The organism is Colwellia chukchiensis, from assembly GCF_002104455.1.
Taxonomy (GTDB): domain Bacteria; phylum Pseudomonadota; class Gammaproteobacteria; order Enterobacterales; family Alteromonadaceae; genus Cognaticolwellia; species Cognaticolwellia chukchiensis.
The window spans coordinates 40,929-57,044 of sequence record NZ_NBOC01000019.1; the positions used below are offsets into that span (position 1 = coordinate 40,929).

15 protein-coding genes are annotated in these 16,116 nt (G+C 40.3%); 4 read left to right on the forward strand and 11 right to left on the reverse strand.

Features of this window, described 5'->3' with window-relative positions:
- Positions 1-77 precede the first annotated feature (77 nt).
- The 5 genes from purB to B6K83_RS16025 all read right to left on the reverse strand — a co-directional run bounded on the left by purB (position 78) and on the right by B6K83_RS16025 (position 4,433).
- Positions 78-1,448 (reverse strand): adenylosuccinate lyase, encoded by a 1,371-nt coding sequence (gene purB, locus B6K83_RS16005; protein ID WP_085285872.1) that lies wholly within the window; start codon positions 1,446-1,448, stop codon positions 78-80.
- Positions 1,449-1,470: 22 nt separating this feature from the next.
- Entirely contained in the window at positions 1,471-2,094 is a 624-nt protein-coding gene (hflD, locus tag B6K83_RS16010; RefSeq protein WP_085285873.1) for a high frequency lysogenization protein HflD, read from the reverse strand.
- Between the two features lie 12 nt (positions 2,095-2,106).
- Positions 2,107-3,252, reverse strand: coding sequence for a tRNA 2-thiouridine(34) synthase MnmA (gene mnmA / locus B6K83_RS16015; protein WP_085285874.1), 1,146 nt, complete (start codon positions 3,250-3,252; stop codon positions 2,107-2,109).
- A 64-nt stretch (positions 3,253-3,316) separates the two neighbouring features.
- Entirely contained in the window at positions 3,317-3,814 is a 498-nt protein-coding gene (locus tag B6K83_RS16020; protein WP_085285875.1) for an NUDIX hydrolase, read from the reverse strand.
- On the reverse strand, positions 3,807-4,433 hold the full coding sequence (locus B6K83_RS16025; protein WP_408607240.1) for a pseudouridine synthase: 627 nt from the start codon (positions 4,431-4,433) through the stop codon (positions 3,807-3,809). Before B6K83_RS16025 ends, B6K83_RS16020 begins: the two co-directional genes overlap by 8 nt.
- A 162-nt stretch (positions 4,434-4,595) precedes the next feature.
- Here B6K83_RS16025 and B6K83_RS16030 point away from each other — a divergent pair, with 162 nt between their 5' ends.
- Positions 4,596-6,827, forward strand: a complete 2,232-nt coding sequence (locus tag B6K83_RS16030; protein WP_085285877.1) for an NADP-dependent isocitrate dehydrogenase — start codon at positions 4,596-4,598, stop codon at positions 6,825-6,827.
- 390 nt (positions 6,828-7,217) lie between these two features.
- Positions 7,218-8,468 (forward strand): NADP-dependent isocitrate dehydrogenase, encoded by a 1,251-nt coding sequence (gene icd / locus B6K83_RS16035; RefSeq protein WP_085285878.1) that lies wholly within the window; start codon positions 7,218-7,220, stop codon positions 8,466-8,468.
- Positions 8,469-8,557: 89 nt separating this feature from the next.
- On the opposite strand, the gene cspD is transcribed toward icd, so the two are convergent.
- Positions 8,558-8,779: a cold shock domain-containing protein CspD gene (gene cspD / locus B6K83_RS16040; protein WP_085285879.1), complete on the reverse strand. Its 222-nt coding sequence runs from the start codon at positions 8,777-8,779 to the stop codon at positions 8,558-8,560.
- A gap of 211 nt (positions 8,780-8,990) precedes the next feature.
- On the opposite strand from cspD, the gene clpS reads away from it, so the two are divergent.
- Together clpS and clpA are read left to right on the forward strand one after the other, a co-directional pair.
- Positions 8,991-9,311, forward strand: coding sequence for an ATP-dependent Clp protease adapter ClpS (gene clpS, locus B6K83_RS16045; protein ID WP_085285880.1), 321 nt, complete (start codon positions 8,991-8,993; stop codon positions 9,309-9,311).
- Between the two features lie 24 nt (positions 9,312-9,335).
- On the forward strand, positions 9,336-11,588 hold the full coding sequence (gene clpA, locus B6K83_RS16050) for an ATP-dependent Clp protease ATP-binding subunit ClpA (RefSeq protein ID WP_085285881.1): 2,253 nt from the start codon (positions 9,336-9,338) through the stop codon (positions 11,586-11,588).
- A 125-nt stretch (positions 11,589-11,713) separates the two neighbouring features.
- Here the strand turns inward: clpA and infA are convergent, their stop codons facing one another.
- From infA to trxB, 5 genes are all read right to left on the reverse strand, one after another.
- The gene (gene infA / locus B6K83_RS16055; protein WP_011043571.1) at positions 11,714-11,932 is read right to left on the reverse strand and encodes a translation initiation factor IF-1; all 219 of its coding nucleotides are present in this window, start codon (positions 11,930-11,932) and stop codon (positions 11,714-11,716) included.
- 84 nt (positions 11,933-12,016) lie between these two features.
- Entirely contained in the window at positions 12,017-12,718 is a 702-nt protein-coding gene (locus B6K83_RS16060) for an arginyltransferase (RefSeq protein WP_085285882.1), read from the reverse strand.
- 31 nt (positions 12,719-12,749) lie between these two features.
- Positions 12,750-13,874: a tetratricopeptide repeat protein gene (locus B6K83_RS16065; RefSeq protein WP_085285883.1), complete on the reverse strand. Its 1,125-nt coding sequence runs from the start codon at positions 13,872-13,874 to the stop codon at positions 12,750-12,752.
- A gap of 181 nt (positions 13,875-14,055) precedes the next feature.
- On the reverse strand, positions 14,056-14,766 hold the full coding sequence (gene aat / locus B6K83_RS16070) for a leucyl/phenylalanyl-tRNA--protein transferase (RefSeq protein WP_085285884.1): 711 nt from the start codon (positions 14,764-14,766) through the stop codon (positions 14,056-14,058).
- 3 nt (positions 14,767-14,769) lie between these two features.
- Complete coding sequence (gene trxB, locus B6K83_RS16075) at positions 14,770-15,729, reverse strand: thioredoxin-disulfide reductase (RefSeq protein WP_085285885.1); 960 nt, start codon at positions 15,727-15,729, stop codon at positions 14,770-14,772.
- Positions 15,730-16,116 lie beyond the last annotated feature (387 nt).

Below are 16,116 nucleotides of genomic sequence, written 5' to 3' on the forward strand. Positions count from 1 at the left end.
GGGAGCCATACGGATCCCTTTTTTATTTAGCTTACTTTATTTACGATAACGATAGGGTAAGTTGCAATTAACCAAGCTTAATCAAGTTCGTTTATAAATGCCGCTGCTCGGCCAATGTAAGATGCTGGTGTCATATCCGACAGTTGAGCTTTGGCAGCGTCAGGTAAATCAAGGCTCATGATAAATTCGCGCATAGAGTTACCATCAACGCGCTTACCTCGGGTAAGCTCTTTCAGTTTTTCGTAAGGCTTTTCAATACCGTAGCGACGCATAACCGTTTGAATAGGCTCAGCTAGTACTTCCCAATTTGAGTCAAGCTCAGCCAATAAGCTTGCTTCGTTAACTTCTAACTTACTGATCCCCTTACGCGTTGCTTGATAGGCTAAAACTGTATGGGCAAAACCCACGCCAAGGTTGCGTAGCACAGTCGAATCAGTTAAGTCACGTTGCCAGCGCGAAATAGGTAATTTTTGCGCAAGGTGGCTAAAGATCGCATTGGCAATACCTAAGTTACCTTCCGAGTTTTCAAAATCAATAGGGTTTACTTTATGTGGCATGGTCGAAGAGCCAATTTCTCCGGCAACGGTTTTTTGTTTAAAATGCCCAAGCGCGATGTAACCCCATATATCGCGATCAAAGTCGATCAAGATGGTATTAAAACGGGCAACAGCATCAAATAGTTCTGCAATATAATCATGTGGCTCTATTTGTGTGGTAAAGGCATTCCATTGCAAGCCTAATGAGGTTACAAACTCATTAGCAAAGTTGTGCCAATCAACTTCAGGGTACGCTGATAAATGCGCATTATAATTACCAACAGCGCCATTAATCTTTCCTAGCAGGTCAACTTGTGATACTTGCTGACGTTGGCGCTTTAGTCGCACATACACGTTAGCCATTTCTTTACCTAAGGTACTTGGCGATGCTGGTTGGCCATGGGTACGACACATCATAGGAATATTTTGGTAGTCAATTGCTAAGGCTTTAAGATCGGCAAGGATCTCATCCATCATTGGCAGCAATACTTGTTCACGACATTCTGCGAGCATTAAGCCATGTGAAAGGTTATTAATATCTTCTGAGGTACAGGCAAAATGAATAAATTCAGTGATAGCATGTAATTCATCATTGTTAGCTATTTTTTCTTTTAGGAAATACTCAACCGCCTTAACGTCATGATTGGTGGTTGCTTCAATATCTTTAATTGCTTGTGCATCAGCTTCTGAAAATTGAGCAACAATGTCATCAAGTAAGGCATTTGCTTGCGCAGAAAATGGCGGTACTTCAGCAATGGCGGAAGTTGCTGCTAATTTTTGTAACCAGCGTACTTCAACGGTTACGCGATATTTAATTAAACCAAATTCGCTGAAAATAGGGCGTAAAGCTTTTACTTTACTGCCATAACGGCCATCAACGGGTGATATTGCACTTAATGCTGAAAGTTCCATAATAATTTCCTGAGGTTAATTTTTACATGTCTTTAAGTAATTGTTGGGCGCACTCGACCATCTTAGTGCGTCCAAATAATATTTTTCTGCGTTGGCCGCCTACTTGGCGCCACAATACGCTTGAGCGAACACCGGCTAACAATAATGCTCTGATTTTTTGCTGATTATTTTGTTGTTTCAATAAGTTTGGATCACCTGCGACCTGGATAGGTGTACTAATGGGACTCAGTAAATCACTGTATATGCTGGCTAAACTTGCCAATAATGTTTCACTTGTGATCTCATAGTGCTCTAATTGACGTTGACTTTGCTCAATGCGCTCACCAAGGCGAGCTAATTGATTTTTCTTGTGCGCTAAACGCCTTTCTAAACCGAGTAAGCTCACCACATAACGGGTGAGTTCGGGATCTTTTTGTTTATTATCGTTGCCTAACTGCGCAACTAAGGCTAGTAAACCCGTTTTTAAGTGCGCTAGTTCGTTACCATATACTTCTAGAATGCTATTGGGTGATGTGATCATAATACTGTTTAGCATTACACTTAGCTCAGCGTCATCAACCACACCAGTTCGGGCGACATTTTGAACTAAAACGGCAGCTTGGCAGATAGCGGCCATGGTTATTGTTTGTTTTTGTAGATTATTCATGTTGGCTTTTTATTAACGAATAAGGGAGTTGATAATTCCGCCACCGAGGCAAACATCATCTTGATAAAAAACGACCGACTGTCCAGGTGTTACTGAGCTTTGTGGCTGGGTAAACATCACTAAATATTCACCATTCGCCATCGGTGAGATGTTACAAGGCACGTCTTGCTGGCGATAGCGGGTTTTCACAGTACAGCTGATCGGCGTTGTTAACGCTACCCGATCGACTAAGTGTAGTTGATTTGCGATCAGCCCTTTTGAGAACAGGCGAGGGTGATCATGACCTTGGCCAACAATTAAAACATTGCGTTCAAGATCTTTATCTACCACATACCAGGGTGCGTCACCCGCATTTGCTAGTCCGCCAATACGCAGACCTTTACGTTGGCCTAAGGTATGATACATAAGTCCATCGTGTTCACCAATGGCTTCACCTTCTGCGGTTTCTATTATGCCCGGTTGGGCAGGTAAGTACTTGGCAAGAAAGTCTTTAAATTTACGCTCACCAATGAAGCAAATACCCGTACTGTCTTTTTTATTATGGGTAACTAAGTTGGCTTGCTCTGCGATTGCTCTAACTTCAGGTTTCTCAATGTGACCAACAGGAAATAAGGTACGGCCAACTTGTTCGTGACTTAAAGTATAAAGAAAGTAACTTTGATCTTTGTTAGTGTCTAGGCCACGGATCATTTGCCATTTGCCATCATGAAATTTGCGTTGTACATAATGTCCGGTGGCAATGTAATCAGCACCTAAGTCTTCGCAAGCAAACTCAAGAAAGGCCTTAAATTTAATTTCTTTATTACACATAATATCTGGATTAGGTGTACGGCCAGCTTGGTACTCAGCAAGAAAATACTCAAAAACATTATCCCAGTATTCAGTTGCAAAGTTAATGGTATGTAACTTAATACCCAGTTTATCACAAACCTTCTGGGCATCGGCGAGATCTTCGGCGGCAGCGCAATACTCGTCGTTGTCATCTTCTTCCCAGTTCTTCATGAACAAGCCTTCAACTTGATAGCCTTGCTCTTTTAAAAGGTAAGCAGATACCGATGAATCAACACCACCAGACATACCAACAATGACTTTAGTGTCTTGTGCTAATTTGTCTTGTGCTGCAATCGAGTTTAAATTTACGTCTTGGTTCGAGTTCATTACAACTAAATTTTTATGAAAAATGGCGCGAAATTATAGCATGGTCATTTAGCCTGATGATAGCTTAAAGATTAGATTTAAGGTGGCTTAATGGGATTTTTTTGCCAGCCAGATAATCTTCGATACATTCCAACACTAATGGGCTGCGTAATTGTGCTGATTTTGCTTTTATTTGCGCTAAAGTAAACCAATGACAGGCAATAATTTCGTCGTCTTGTGGCTGTGTTGGTAGAAGGTCATCAAGCTCAATAACAAAACAAAACCGTAAATAATGTAGTGTTAATGATGGGCGATAATAGTAATAAATACCGCAGAGGTGATCCGGACTTAAACACAAGCCGGTTTCTTCGTTTAATTCCCGCTCAATCGCTGAAATTAAACTTTCATGACACTCTAAATGACCCGCGGGCTGATTATAAACTGTTTTGCCAGCGTCTATTTCTTCCACCAATAAAAACTTATCTTGATAGCTGACCACAGCGGCTACTGTTGTATTAGGTTTAAATTGTTGGCTACCGTGCTCCTTAATAGCGGATGTTTGTGACCATGTTTGTTTAGTCATGCTTCAACCTTTTATATTCGCCATTATTAATACCATCAAGTGTCCATTGACCAATACGATAACGAATTAGCCTTAACGTTGGAAAGCCGATGTGGGCTGTCATTCTTCGTACTTGTCGGTTTCTGCCTTCGTGTATGGTGATTTCTAACCAAGTTGTCGGTATCGATGCTCGCTCTCTAATCGGTGGCACGCGTGGCCAGATATTAGGCTCCGCTATAATGGTTACTTTAGCTGGCTTGGTCATGCCATCTTTTAATTTTACGCCCTGACAGAGTTTTGCCGTATCAATGGTTGAGGGTACTCCCTCGACTTGTGCCCAATAGGTTTTTTCAGTTTTTTCACTTGGGTTAGCTAATTTGTGTTGTAACTTGCCATTATTTGTTAGCAGTAATAAACCTTCACTATCTCTGTCTAATCGACCTGCGGCGTAAACGTCTTTGATATCAATATAATCTTTGAGTGTTTTTCTGCCTGCTTGATCGGTAAACTGGCTTAATACATTAAAGGGTTTATTAAAAAGCACGATTTCACATCCTGAGTCAACTGGTCGTACCTTTACTGACTTGCGCCTTTTGTTATGTGTAACTACTTGATTTTTATTGAATGTCACTAATTTTATCCTTTGGGCTTCGCAGCTCAATATAATTCATCTATTTTAATACGCCTTGAATTTAGATACTATGCGGCGCGCGAAAATATTTTTATCGATAAAATGAATAGTTATTAGGCTTTAATGAGTATTCATTTTATCGATCAATGGCAAATCAGCAAAGGATTTTAAATGACCACAGATACCTCAAAAATAATTTATACGATTACCGATGAAGCGCCAGCTTTGGCTACCTATTCATTTTTACCTATAGTTAAAACGTTCACCGCATCGTCGGCAATTGACGTTGAAACGCGTGATATTTCATTAGCGGGTCGTATTTTAGCAAACTTTCCTAAGTATCTAACGGCAGAACAACGTATCGATGACGCGTTAGCTGAGCTTGGTGAATTAGCCAAAACTCCAGAAGCTAACATTATAAAGTTACCTAATATTTCCGCTTCAATCCCGCAGTTACAAGCGGCAATTAAAGAGTTGCAAGCCAAAGGTTACAACCTACCTGATTACCCTGAAGAGCCACAAAACGAAGCAGAAGAGTCAATTAAATTGACTTATGCAAAAGTATTAGGGTCTGCGGTAAACCCTGTGTTACGCGAAGGTAACTCTGATCGTCGTGCGCCAAGCTCGGTAAAACAATATGCTCGCAATAACCCACACTCGATGGGGGCGTGGTCACCAACGACTAAATCGCATGTAGCCTCGATGCCTGCCGGAGATTTTTACGGCAGTGAAAAGTCTGTCACTATTGATGGTGCGACCAATGTTAAAATTGAATTTGTTAGCGAAAATGGTCAGGTAACACTGTTAAAAGAGCATTTAGCATTACTTGATAAAGAAATTATTGATGCATCTGTGATGAGCAAAAAGGCTTTAGTAGAGTTTTTTGAAACCGAAACTGAAAAAGCGAAAGCCCAAGACGTATTACTGTCATTACATTTGAAAGCCACCATGATGAAAGTTTCAGATCCCATCATGTTTGGCCACGCCGTCAAAGTATTTTATCGTGATGTGTTTACCAAACACGCAACCACCTTTGAACAGCTCGGTGTTGACGCCAATAACGGTATTGGTGATGTATACACAAAAATCGCACGTTTATCTGCCGATAAAAAAGCAGAAATTGAAGCGGATATCCAAGCCGTGTATGCGACACGTCCTGAGTTAGCTATGGTTGACTCTGATAAGGGCATTACTAATTTACATGTACCAAGCGATGTTATCATTGACGCTTCTATGCCAGCGGCATTGCGCGCATCAGGCATGATGTGGGGACCAGATGGCAAACAAAAAGAAACCAAGTTTATGATCCCAGATCGCAACTATGCTGGTGTATTTGCGGCTGTTGTTGATTATTGTCGTGAACATGGTGCGTTTGACCCAAGAACTATGGGTACAGTACCAAACGTTGGTTTAATGGCGCAAAAAGCGGAAGAGTATGGCTCGCATGATAAAACCTTCACTATGACAGGTGCCGGTACAGTAAGGGTTGTGGATGATAACGGCACAACTTTGTTAGCGCATACCGTTAACGAAGGTGATATTTGGAGAATGTGTCAGGCAAAAGATGCGCCTATCCAAGACTGGGTGAAATTAGCGGTAACGCGAGCTAAAGCAAGCAATACACCTGCGATTTTTTGGTTAGATGAAAACCGTGGTCATGATGCAGAAATGATTAAAAAAGTTAATACTTATTTAGCTGATCACGATACATCTGGATTAGATATCCAAATAATGGCGCCGGTAAAAGCGTGTGAGTATACGTTAGCGCGTGTTGCAAAGGGTGAAGATACTATTTCTGTTACCGGTAATGTTTTGCGTGACTACTTAACGGATTTGTTCCCAATCTTAGAATTAGGAACGAGTGCGAAAATGTTGTCAATTGTTCCACTGATGAATGGTGGCGGATTGTTTGAAACCGGCGCTGGCGGCTCGGCACCTAAACATGTGCAACAATTTGAAAAAGAAAACCATTTACGCTGGGATTCATTAGGTGAATTCTTAGCGCTAGCAGCATCTTTAGAACACTTAAGTGTCAGTGTAGGTAATCCAAAAGCGAAAGTACTCGCCGATACTTTAGATCAAGCCACTGCTAAATTCTTACAAGAAAACAAATCACCGTCACGTCGTGTTGGTGAGCTAGATAACCGAGGTTCGCACTTTTATTTAGCCATGTACTGGGCGCAAGCGCTTGCAGAACAAAGTGATGATGAAGAATTAAAGTCAAGCTTTGTTGCCGTTGCTCAAGCATTAACTAAGCAAGAAGAGAAAATTGTTGCAGAACTTAATGATGCCCAAGGTACGAGTATGGATATTAATGGTTACTACTTTGCGGATGCAAACTTAGCTGATAAAGCCATGCGTCCAAGTGAAACTTTTAACACCATTCTATCTAACTTGTTATAAGTTAAAAGTTACCCATCACGTTAAAGCTAGGTGAAAGCCTAGCTTTTTTTTGCTTAAAATTTAGCACTTGTTTAATAAAGCTCACGCTATTGAACAATTAAAATGGACAATATGGCGATTAAACAGGGCTAGAGATAAAAATCATTGCTAATGGCTTGGTATTGATACGCTGCGGTTAATAAATCGAATAGTATTGCATGCTTGTTTGTCATTATTGTTATTTTTTAAGGTAAATTATTTGCAATTAATGATGACAAACGTTTTAATCATTCATAGTGATGATAGCGAATATCACTATTTCAGTATTAGTTTCAGCAGGTATTTTCTATTAGTTTAAGGATTAAGAGATTAGCAAACCGCTATTTTCATTAGTAAAATTGGAGAGTTCATATGTCGAACCATGTCATTGTTCCTAGCGAAGGTACTAAAATCACCACAGAGCAAGGTAAATTGAAAGTACCTAATAATCCTATTATTCCATTTATCGAGGGTGATGGTATTGGGGTCGACGTAACGCCACCTATGATGAAAGTTGTTGATGCAGCTGTCAGTAAAGCCTATGGCAAGGAAAGAAAAATTCATTGGATGGAAGTGTATGCTGGTGAGAAAGCAACACAGATTTATGACTCAGAAACCTGGTTGCCCGATGAAACATTAGCCATGTTTAAAGAATATAAAGTCGGTATTAAAGGGCCATTAACTACGCCAGTAGGTGGCGGAATGCGCTCGCTAAATGTCGCCTTACGACAAATTTTAGATCTTTATGTTTGCCAAAGACCCGTGCAGTGGTTTACTGGCGTGCCAAGCCCAGTAAAAAAACCCAGTGAAGTAGATATGGTTATCTTTAGAGAAAACTCCGAAGATATTTACGCGGGGATTGAATATCAAGCAGGCACTGATCAAGCCAAAAAAATGATCCAATTTTTAAATGATGAAATGGGAGTGACAAAAATCCGCTTCCAAGAAAATTGTGGTATTGGTATTAAGCCTGTGTCGAAAGAAGGCACGCAACGTTTGGTTAGACAAGCTATTCAATATGCAATCGACAACGACAGAGAGTCAGTAACTTTAGTACATAAAGGCAATATCATGAAGTTTACTGAGGGAGCGTTTAAAGATTGGGGCTATGAGTTAGCGCGGGAAGAGTTTGGTGCTGACTTATTAAACGGCGGGCCATGGTGCAGTCTTAAAAACCCTAAAACAGGTAAAGAAATTATCATCAAAGATGTGATTGCCGACGCCATGCTACAGCAAATATTGCTGCGTCCGGCGGAGTACAGTGTTATTGCGACACTCAACCTTAATGGTGATTATTTGTCTGACGCTTTGGCCGCACAAGTTGGCGGCATAGGTATAGCGCCAGGTGCAAACCTTAATGATGATATTGCCATCTTTGAAGCCACACATGGCACTGCACCCAAATATGCAGGACAAAATAAGGTAAACCCTGGCTCTGTGATTTTATCGGCAGAAATGATGTTGCGTCATATGGGCTGGATAGAAGCTGCTAACCTTTTACTTAAAGGTATGTCAGGCGCAATCAATGCCAAAACCGTTACTTATGACTTTGAGCGCTTAATGGATAACGCCACACTAGTAACCTGTTCGGAGTTTGGCGATTGTATTATCGACCATATGTAGCTGCTAGTTGATAAGGCACAAATTCGTGCCTTTAAATAAAAAACACAGCAAAGTTGCTGTGTTTTTAGTATTAAAAAGTCATTTTTGTGTTACTTATCAGAATCTAACTCACATGGGGTAATACTTGCCGCGTGATCACCTTTAGGGCCTGCATTCAATTCGTAGTTCACATCTTGACCTGCTTTTAATGTGCGATAACCTTCCATTTGTATAGTCGAATAATGTGCGAAAATATCTTCTCCACCATCCTCGGGACGAATAAAACCAAAACCCTTTGCATTATTAAACCATTTCACTGTACCGTGAGCCATACTTCAACATCCTTCTAAAATCATCGGTAATTAGGTATGCTTCCTATAAAGCATTATTTTTAATTTTAGGCGGACAAAAAATAGCCACCAAAGTAAATCGTAGATAATAAATAGAAATAGTCAAGTTTTATATTATAAAGTGAGGCGATTTTTAGTCATTATTTTTTTACAAATTTAACGCAAAACTTAATGAACAGACTAATATAGAAATATGAGTAGATGGAAAGAGTTATTAGATAACCAAAGTGTTCTTGAAGAAGAGGTTGTTGAAAAGTTTCAAAAACCCCCAATGTATAATGTAGTGTTATTAAACGATGACTATACGCCAATGGATTTTGTTATTGATGTCTTATGCCGTTTTTTTAACATGAATGCAGAACAAGCGACAGACATCATGCTGGCAATACATTATAAAGGTAAAGGGCGCTGTGGAACTTATACTGCTGAAGTTGCGGAAACTAAAGTCGACCAAGTGCTAAATTACGCAATAAGTAATGAACACCCGCTAAAATGCACAATGGAAAAAGCGTAACGCAGAGTTAAATTGGAGTAAGCTATGCTAAATAAAGATTTAGAAATATCGTTAAATATGGCATTTCGTCAGGCTAAAGAGTCTCGCCATGAATTTATGACGGTTGAACATTTATTGTTGGCGTTGTTAGATAATCCATCATCGATAGAAGCGTTAAGCGCCTGTGGGGTTGATTTAGCAAATTTGAGAAAAGAACTACTTGCCTTTATAACAGATACAACACCTGTGATCCCTGTCGGTGAAGAAGAGCGTGAAACTCAGCCAACCTTGGGCTTTCAACGTGTATTACAACGTGCTGTTTTTCATGTTCAATCTTCAGGAAAAAGCGAGGTTAACGGCTCTAATGTGCTGGTAGCAATATTTAGTGAGCAAGAATCACAAGCCGCTTACTTTTTAAAGAAATCAGACATCACTCGTTTAGATATCGTTAATTATATTTCCCATGGCATCGCAAAAATCGAGCAAGAAAATAGCACAAATGACGAGCCTGCAAGTGCCAGTGAAGAAGAGCCGCGTACTATTGAGAACTTTGCAACTAACTTAAACGAAGAAGCAGAGAAGGGCCATATAGACCCGCTTATTGGCCGTGATAGTGAATTAGAGCGCACGTTACAAGTGTTAAGTCGTCGTCGGAAAAACAACCCGATATATGTTGGTGAGGCGGGCGTTGGGAAAACAGCCATCGCTGAAGGTTTAGCAAATTTATTAATATCAGAACAAGTGCCAGAGTTTTTAGCGGATGCGACCATATACTCGTTAGATATGGGAGCGTTACTGGCGGGCACTAAATATCGTGGCGACTTTGAAAAACGCTTTAAAGCCTTATTAAATGAACTTAAAAAAGATGGCAATGCCATTTTGTTTATTGATGAAATTCACACCATCATTGGCGCTGGTGCTGCGTCTGGCGGCATGCTTGATGCGTCAAATTTACTGAAACCTTTATTGTCGTCTGGTAAGTTACGCTGCATCGGTAGTACTACCTATCAAGAATACCAAAGTATTTTTGAAAAAGACCGTGCCCTAGCAAGACGTTTCCAAAAAATCGATGTGGTAGAGCCTAGTGTCGATGATACGACTAAAATATTACACGGTTTAAAAGAAAAGTATGAAACCCATCACGGTGTGCGTTATTCGAATAAAGCCTTGCGAGCTGCTGCGCAATTGTCAGCAAAATACATTAATGAAAGATTTTTACCCGACAAAGCAATAGATGTTATTGATGAAGCTGGCGCTCGGCAGCAACTGGTTGCAGCCAGTCAGCGTAAAAGTGAGATCACCGATACCGACATAGAAAATATTGTCGCTAAAATAGCAAGGATACCTGCAAAATCAGTATCATCGACAGAAGTTGACAGCTTGAAAACGCTCGATCGTAACTTAAAACTGGTGGTCTTTGGGCAAGATCATGCCATTGATGAGCTGTCATCGGTGATCCGCTTATCACGGGCCGGCTTACGCGGAGAAAACAAACCTGTAGGTTCGTTTATTTTTGCAGGGCCAACGGGGGTGGGTAAAACAGAAGTTACGCAACAACTTGCGAATGTGTTAGGTGTAGAGCTATTGCGTTATGACATGTCTGAATATATGGAGAAACATGCGGTCAGTCGTCTGATAGGCGCACCACCAGGCTATGTTGGCTACGAGCAGGGCGGTTTGCTAACCGATGCGGTTATTAAAAGCCCCCATGCTGTAGTTTTATTAGACGAAATCGAAAAGGCTCATGAAGATGTATACAACATATTATTACAAGTCATGGACCACGGTACTTTAACCGATAACAATGGTCGTAAAGCCGATTTCAGAAACATTATTTTGGTATTAACCACCAATGCGGGTGTAGCACACACAGTTAAGCAGTCTATTGGCTTTAAACAACAAGATAATAGTCTTGATGCCATGGAAGAGATAAACAAAGTGTTCTCGCCTGAGTTTAGAAATAGACTGGATAATATTGTTTGGTTTAACCATCTAACAGATGAGGTTATCCAGCAAGTCGTGGATAAGTTTGTGGTGGAATTGCAAGCACAATTAGACGAAAAAAGTGTTTCATTAGAGATCACCAAAGACGCGAAAAAATGGTTAGCAAATAAGGGCTACGATAAAGCGATGGGTGCAAGACCTATGACAAGGTTGATCCAAGAGCAATTGAAAAAACCATTAGCCAATGAGTTACTCTTTGGCGAGTTAACACAAGGCGGCATTGCAAAAGTTGCAGTGAAAAAAGATAAACTGGTGCTAAATTTTGAGTCTAAAAAAGAGCTGGTAGAACATTAACTTAAGCTTTTAAATTTAGCTTTAGCCATAAAAAAAACCGAGCTTGCTCGGTTTTTTATTATATCAATTAGGTCTTTAATTTAGTTATTGCTAATGTTATTGAAAGGCAGTAACTAAATTAATTTTTATCTAGCACGGAAGATAATACGGCCTTTAGATAAGTCATAAGGTGTTAATTCGACAGTGACTTTATCGCCAGTTAAAATACGAATGTAATTTTTGCGCATTTTCCCAGAAATATGTGCGGTCACAACATGACCATTTTCCAATTCAACACGGAACATAGTATTTGGCAAAGTATCTAAAACAGTGCCTTGCATTTCAATATTTTCTTCTTTCGCCATTGGGCGCCAAACCTCTAAATTAGTGCGTAAATAAAAAGCTGCGCAGATAATGCCGAATTGCAGCGCTAATGTAAAGCTATAGTGTTATTTATTTACAGTTTGCCACTGATTTTCGATCAATCTTTGGTGTGGGTGAAAGCGGTTTTTATAATTCATTTTAGCGCATTGATCAATTTGATAGCCAAGGTAAAGAAAGCGCCGCTTAAGTTCAGAGGCTAGTTTTATCTGTTGCAATATAGAAAAAACGCCCAAACCTTGGCTTCTATATGCAGGGTGATAAAAAGTATAAACCGCAGATAAGGCATTTGGCATTTTATCAGTAATTGCAACGCTAACCAGCGTTGTTTGATGCCAAACTTCAAGATAGCACTGCTTGGTGATATTATTCGCCAACATGCGTTGAAATTGTGCCGCTGAGGCTGGATACATAGCACCATCGCGATGAAAACAATCAATATATTGCTCAAATAAAGGATAATAATTGGCTTTTACTGTTTCACTAACTTCCACATGCAATGCTTGGTTACGTTTAAGCGTTCGCTTTTGACTTTTTGATGGTTGAAAGTCATTGACTAATACGCGCAGAGACTGACAGGCGTTGCAATTGAGACAATGGGGGCGATAAATATCATTACCACTGCGTCTAAAGCCTTGCTCCATTAACCACGCATAATGCTCGCTATCGCTCAGCCTGCTATCAAGCGCCACTAACAAGCGCTCTTGCTGTTCTGGCAAATAACTACATGGAAATGATTTAGTGACCCCCAATTGAAAATTTAAACTCATAAATGGCTTAGCCCTATATCGAGACTGTTAGCTAATGGTGATTACTGTTAAGTTGGTTGGAAGATTGCAATGTTTTGTAGGCTTCTTCGTACATGGCGAGGTGATAATAAGCTTCAGCCAAGATTTCCATTAATTGTATTTGGTCACGTTGCATAGTGTTAGTTTTAGCTAAAGCGACTGTTTCTAGCAGCAAGTTTTTACACTCTTGATAGGCTTTATTGTCACATAGCACATTTGCCATATTCTTACGGACATGAATTTTAACGCGTGCAGAAGGGCTCACATCGGCTGCAACAATAGCATCATAGAGATACTTTTTGGCTAATTTAGGCTGGGCGAGTTTATATTGGAATTCAGATAAACGAGAAAGCGAAAACGCTTGGTTGAGGGCATTGTTATCTTCTAATGCTTTATGGTAGGACGCTAACATCAGTTCGCTAGCTTTTTGCCATTGCTCAAGCTGTTGATAAATCCGGCCCAAGTTGTAATAGCCAATCGATAGAAAGTGAGCGCTATTGATATTTTGATAAATATCGATCGCCTGCTTTTGATGTAATATGGCTATTTTGGCATTATTCAAGTGCGAGTTAACGGCACTAAAACGCTCAAGAATAATAGCTTTATCGAAGTTTTTCGGTAGTAGGGCTAAATACTTTTGAGCTAATGTTAAGTCTTGATTGGCGTGTTCTAAATCACTTAAAAGGGTTGAGGCAAAAGCACGCTCTATTATAGCCGAGACCTTATATGCCGCTAGTTTCGCACGCGTAGCTTTAGTCAGTGCCATATCAGCGCTACTAAAATAGAGATTAAATTGACCGCGTTGAAAGTAGCCTCTTGCTTGGCTGATCAGTGCTCGTGTATGCCAGCGTTCATTCAGTTCACCTGTTGCCATCGCTAACTCTGCATAATGAAGAATATATTCTGGCTGATCAATATAATAGGCAACTTCAGTTTGTAGCACCATGAGAATGGCCTTTTCTTTTGCGGTTAACTCTGGATCAGTTAATAGCGCTTCAACTTTATAAAAGGCTTGATTTGGGTTGAGTTTAATTTGCTCGGTCAGATTTTGCTCAATTTTGGTGGAATATAGTGCAAATGCGCACGGGGACTGTAATGATAAAATTATAAACACAATGCCGAAAAAGAATTTTTGCACGCATACCACCATTTAGTTTAACAAAAATATTATCTTGCATACTAACTAAAGGTTATAACAAATAACCCCAGCGTTTCATACTCTAATCTTGATAAAATCAATCACAAAGCAAACTATGAGTTATGGTTAAGCAATATATAGCGTATAAAGCAACCGCAAAAAGTGGCAAGTGGGAGGCTTATTAACTGAGGGGTAAATCTTTAGGCTGCCAAAAATCTTTGGGAGGTATGATAGCTTTTGCCACTATTTGCTGCTTGATAAATTGTTGCCGAGGCACTTCGATACAACCCATAGAAGCCAAAAATGGGTTTAGTAATTGGCAATCAATAAAATTAACCGCGATTGATTTAAGTAACTGCACTAATGCTACTAACGCCACCTTAGAGGCATTACTTTCTTTATAGAACATGCTTTCGCCAGAAAAATAACCGTTAATAGCAATACCATATAACCCACCAACGAGTTGGCCATGTTGCCATACTTCAATGGAGTGAGCATGACCTTGTTGGTGTAGGCTGTTATACGCCTCTATCATGGGGTTTACAATCCAAGTCGCTTCATTTCGAAATGGGGCATCGGCACAAAGCGCGATGACTTGCTGAAACTGTTTATTAACCGTAACAGTAAACTGGTTACGGTTAAGCACTTTTTTTAAGGTTTTATTAACCTTGAAATTACTGAAATTTATGAGCGCCCGTGGATCTGGACTCCACCACATCACAGGTTCATTGTCGCTAAACCAAGGAAATATGCCTAGCTGATAGGCCTGTAAAATGCGTGCAGGAGAGAGATCATCTCCAAAGGCAAGCAAGCCATTAGGCTCTGTTAATGCTTGAGATAAGGCAGGAAAGCTCGAGCTATTCGTTGATAGCCAAGGAATAGCTCGAGACATTGTTTAGTGATTACCTTTAGCGTCTAAATAGCGCTCAGCGTCAAGAGCTGCCATACAGCCAGCACCCGCAGAGGTAATGGCTTGACGGTAGATGTGATCAGCAACATCGCCCGCCGCAAAGACACCTTCTACGCTCGTTTGAGTAGCATTACCTTGAGTACCACTTTCAATGGTTAAATAACCGTCTTTCATCTCAAGTTGGCCTTTGAAAATATCGGTATTAGGCTTATGACCAATGGCAATAAAGACCCCCATAACGTCAAACTCTTCGGTTGCGTCAGAGTTAACATCTTTCACACGAACGCCAGTAACCCCCATATCGTCACCAAGCACTTCATCGAGCGTACGATCTAAATGTAAAACAATATTGCCATTAGCCACTTTATCCATTAAGCGCTGGGTAAGAATTTTTTCAGAGCGAAAGCTATCGCGTCGATGAATCAAATGTACTTCTGAAGCAATATTTGATAAATACAAGGCTTCTTCAACTGCGGTGTTACCACCACCCACAACCGCTACTTTTTGATTACGATAGAAAAAGCCATCACAGGTTGCACAGGCTGAAACACCTTTGCCCATAAAGGCTTCTTCAGAGGGTAAGCCCAAATATTGTGCAGAAGCACCAGTACAAATAATCAAGGCATCGCAAGTATATGAACCCGAGTCACCCGTTAATTTGTATGGTTTTTCACTAAAATCGACTGCATTGATATGATCAAATATGATTTCGGTATCAAACTTTTCTGCGTGTTGTTGCATACGTTCCATTAGTGCTGGGCCAGTTAAACCTTCGGCATCGCCAGGCCAGTTTTCAACGTCAGTAGTGGTGGTAAGTTGACCACCTTGTTGCATACCTGTGATCATAACGGGTTTTAGGTTGGCTCTTGCCGCATAAACCGCTGCAGTATAGCCCGCAGGGCCTGAACCTAAAATGAGTAACGGGCAATGTCTTGCTTCGCTCATAAATGACTCCAATAAGAAATTAAGTTAATGTTCTAATGGTTGGGATTCTAAGTGATTATCTCAAGAGAGCAACAAAGAAATAATAATATTATTTGCTTTAACGGTAAGATCTGCACGCTAAATTTTACAAATATCGGTAAAAGTAGCACTTTTATATTGATTTGACGGTTTAGATTGCCAATTTCTGTTGGTGTATGCCGTGATAGGCTAAATACAAGTGCAGGCAACGTTTTGACAATAAAAAAGCCGCTTTTAAAAAGTAATGCCGTTCGGATAAGGATCATTCCTTATATCGCAACGGATATCGGCTCGGAATATAAAGCACCGAACGTGGAAACGTTCGGTGCTTTCTTTTATCTGGAAGTATGAAGTGTTTTATATCTGCTC

Bases quoted from the DNA above. Each gene is read 5' to 3' on its own strand.
- hflD (WP_085285873.1), bottom strand. From the start codon at position 2,094: ATGAATAATCTACAAAAACAAACAATAACCATGGCCGCTATCTGCCAA.
- purB (WP_085285872.1), bottom strand. From the start codon at position 1,448: ATGGAACTTTCAGCATTAAGTGCAATATCACCCGTTGATGGCCGTTAT.
- cspD (WP_085285879.1), bottom strand. From the start codon at position 8,779: ATGGCTCACGGTACAGTGAAATGGTTTAATAATGCAAAGGGTTTTGGT.
- clpS (WP_085285880.1), top strand. From the start codon at position 8,991: ATGAGTAGATGGAAAGAGTTATTAGATAACCAAAGTGTTCTTGAAGAA.
- mnmA (WP_085285874.1), bottom strand. From the start codon at position 3,252: ATGAACTCGAACCAAGACGTAAATTTAAACTCGATTGCAGCACAAGAC.
- clpA (WP_085285881.1), top strand. From the start codon at position 9,336: ATGCTAAATAAAGATTTAGAAATATCGTTAAATATGGCATTTCGTCAG.
- infA (WP_011043571.1), bottom strand. From the start codon at position 11,932: ATGGCGAAAGAAGAAAATATTGAAATGCAAGGCACTGTTTTAGATACT.
- B6K83_RS16030 (WP_085285877.1), top strand. From the start codon at position 4,596: ATGACCACAGATACCTCAAAAATAATTTATACGATTACCGATGAAGCG.
- icd (WP_085285878.1), top strand. From the start codon at position 7,218: ATGTCGAACCATGTCATTGTTCCTAGCGAAGGTACTAAAATCACCACA.
- B6K83_RS16020 (WP_085285875.1), bottom strand. From the start codon at position 3,814: ATGACTAAACAAACATGGTCACAAACATCCGCTATTAAGGAGCACGGT.
- aat (WP_085285884.1), bottom strand. From the start codon at position 14,766: ATGTCTCGAGCTATTCCTTGGCTATCAACGAATAGCTCGAGCTTTCCT.
- B6K83_RS16060 (WP_085285882.1), bottom strand. From the start codon at position 12,718: ATGAGTTTAAATTTTCAATTGGGGGTCACTAAATCATTTCCATGTAGT.
- trxB (WP_085285885.1), bottom strand. From the start codon at position 15,729: ATGAGCGAAGCAAGACATTGCCCGTTACTCATTTTAGGTTCAGGCCCT.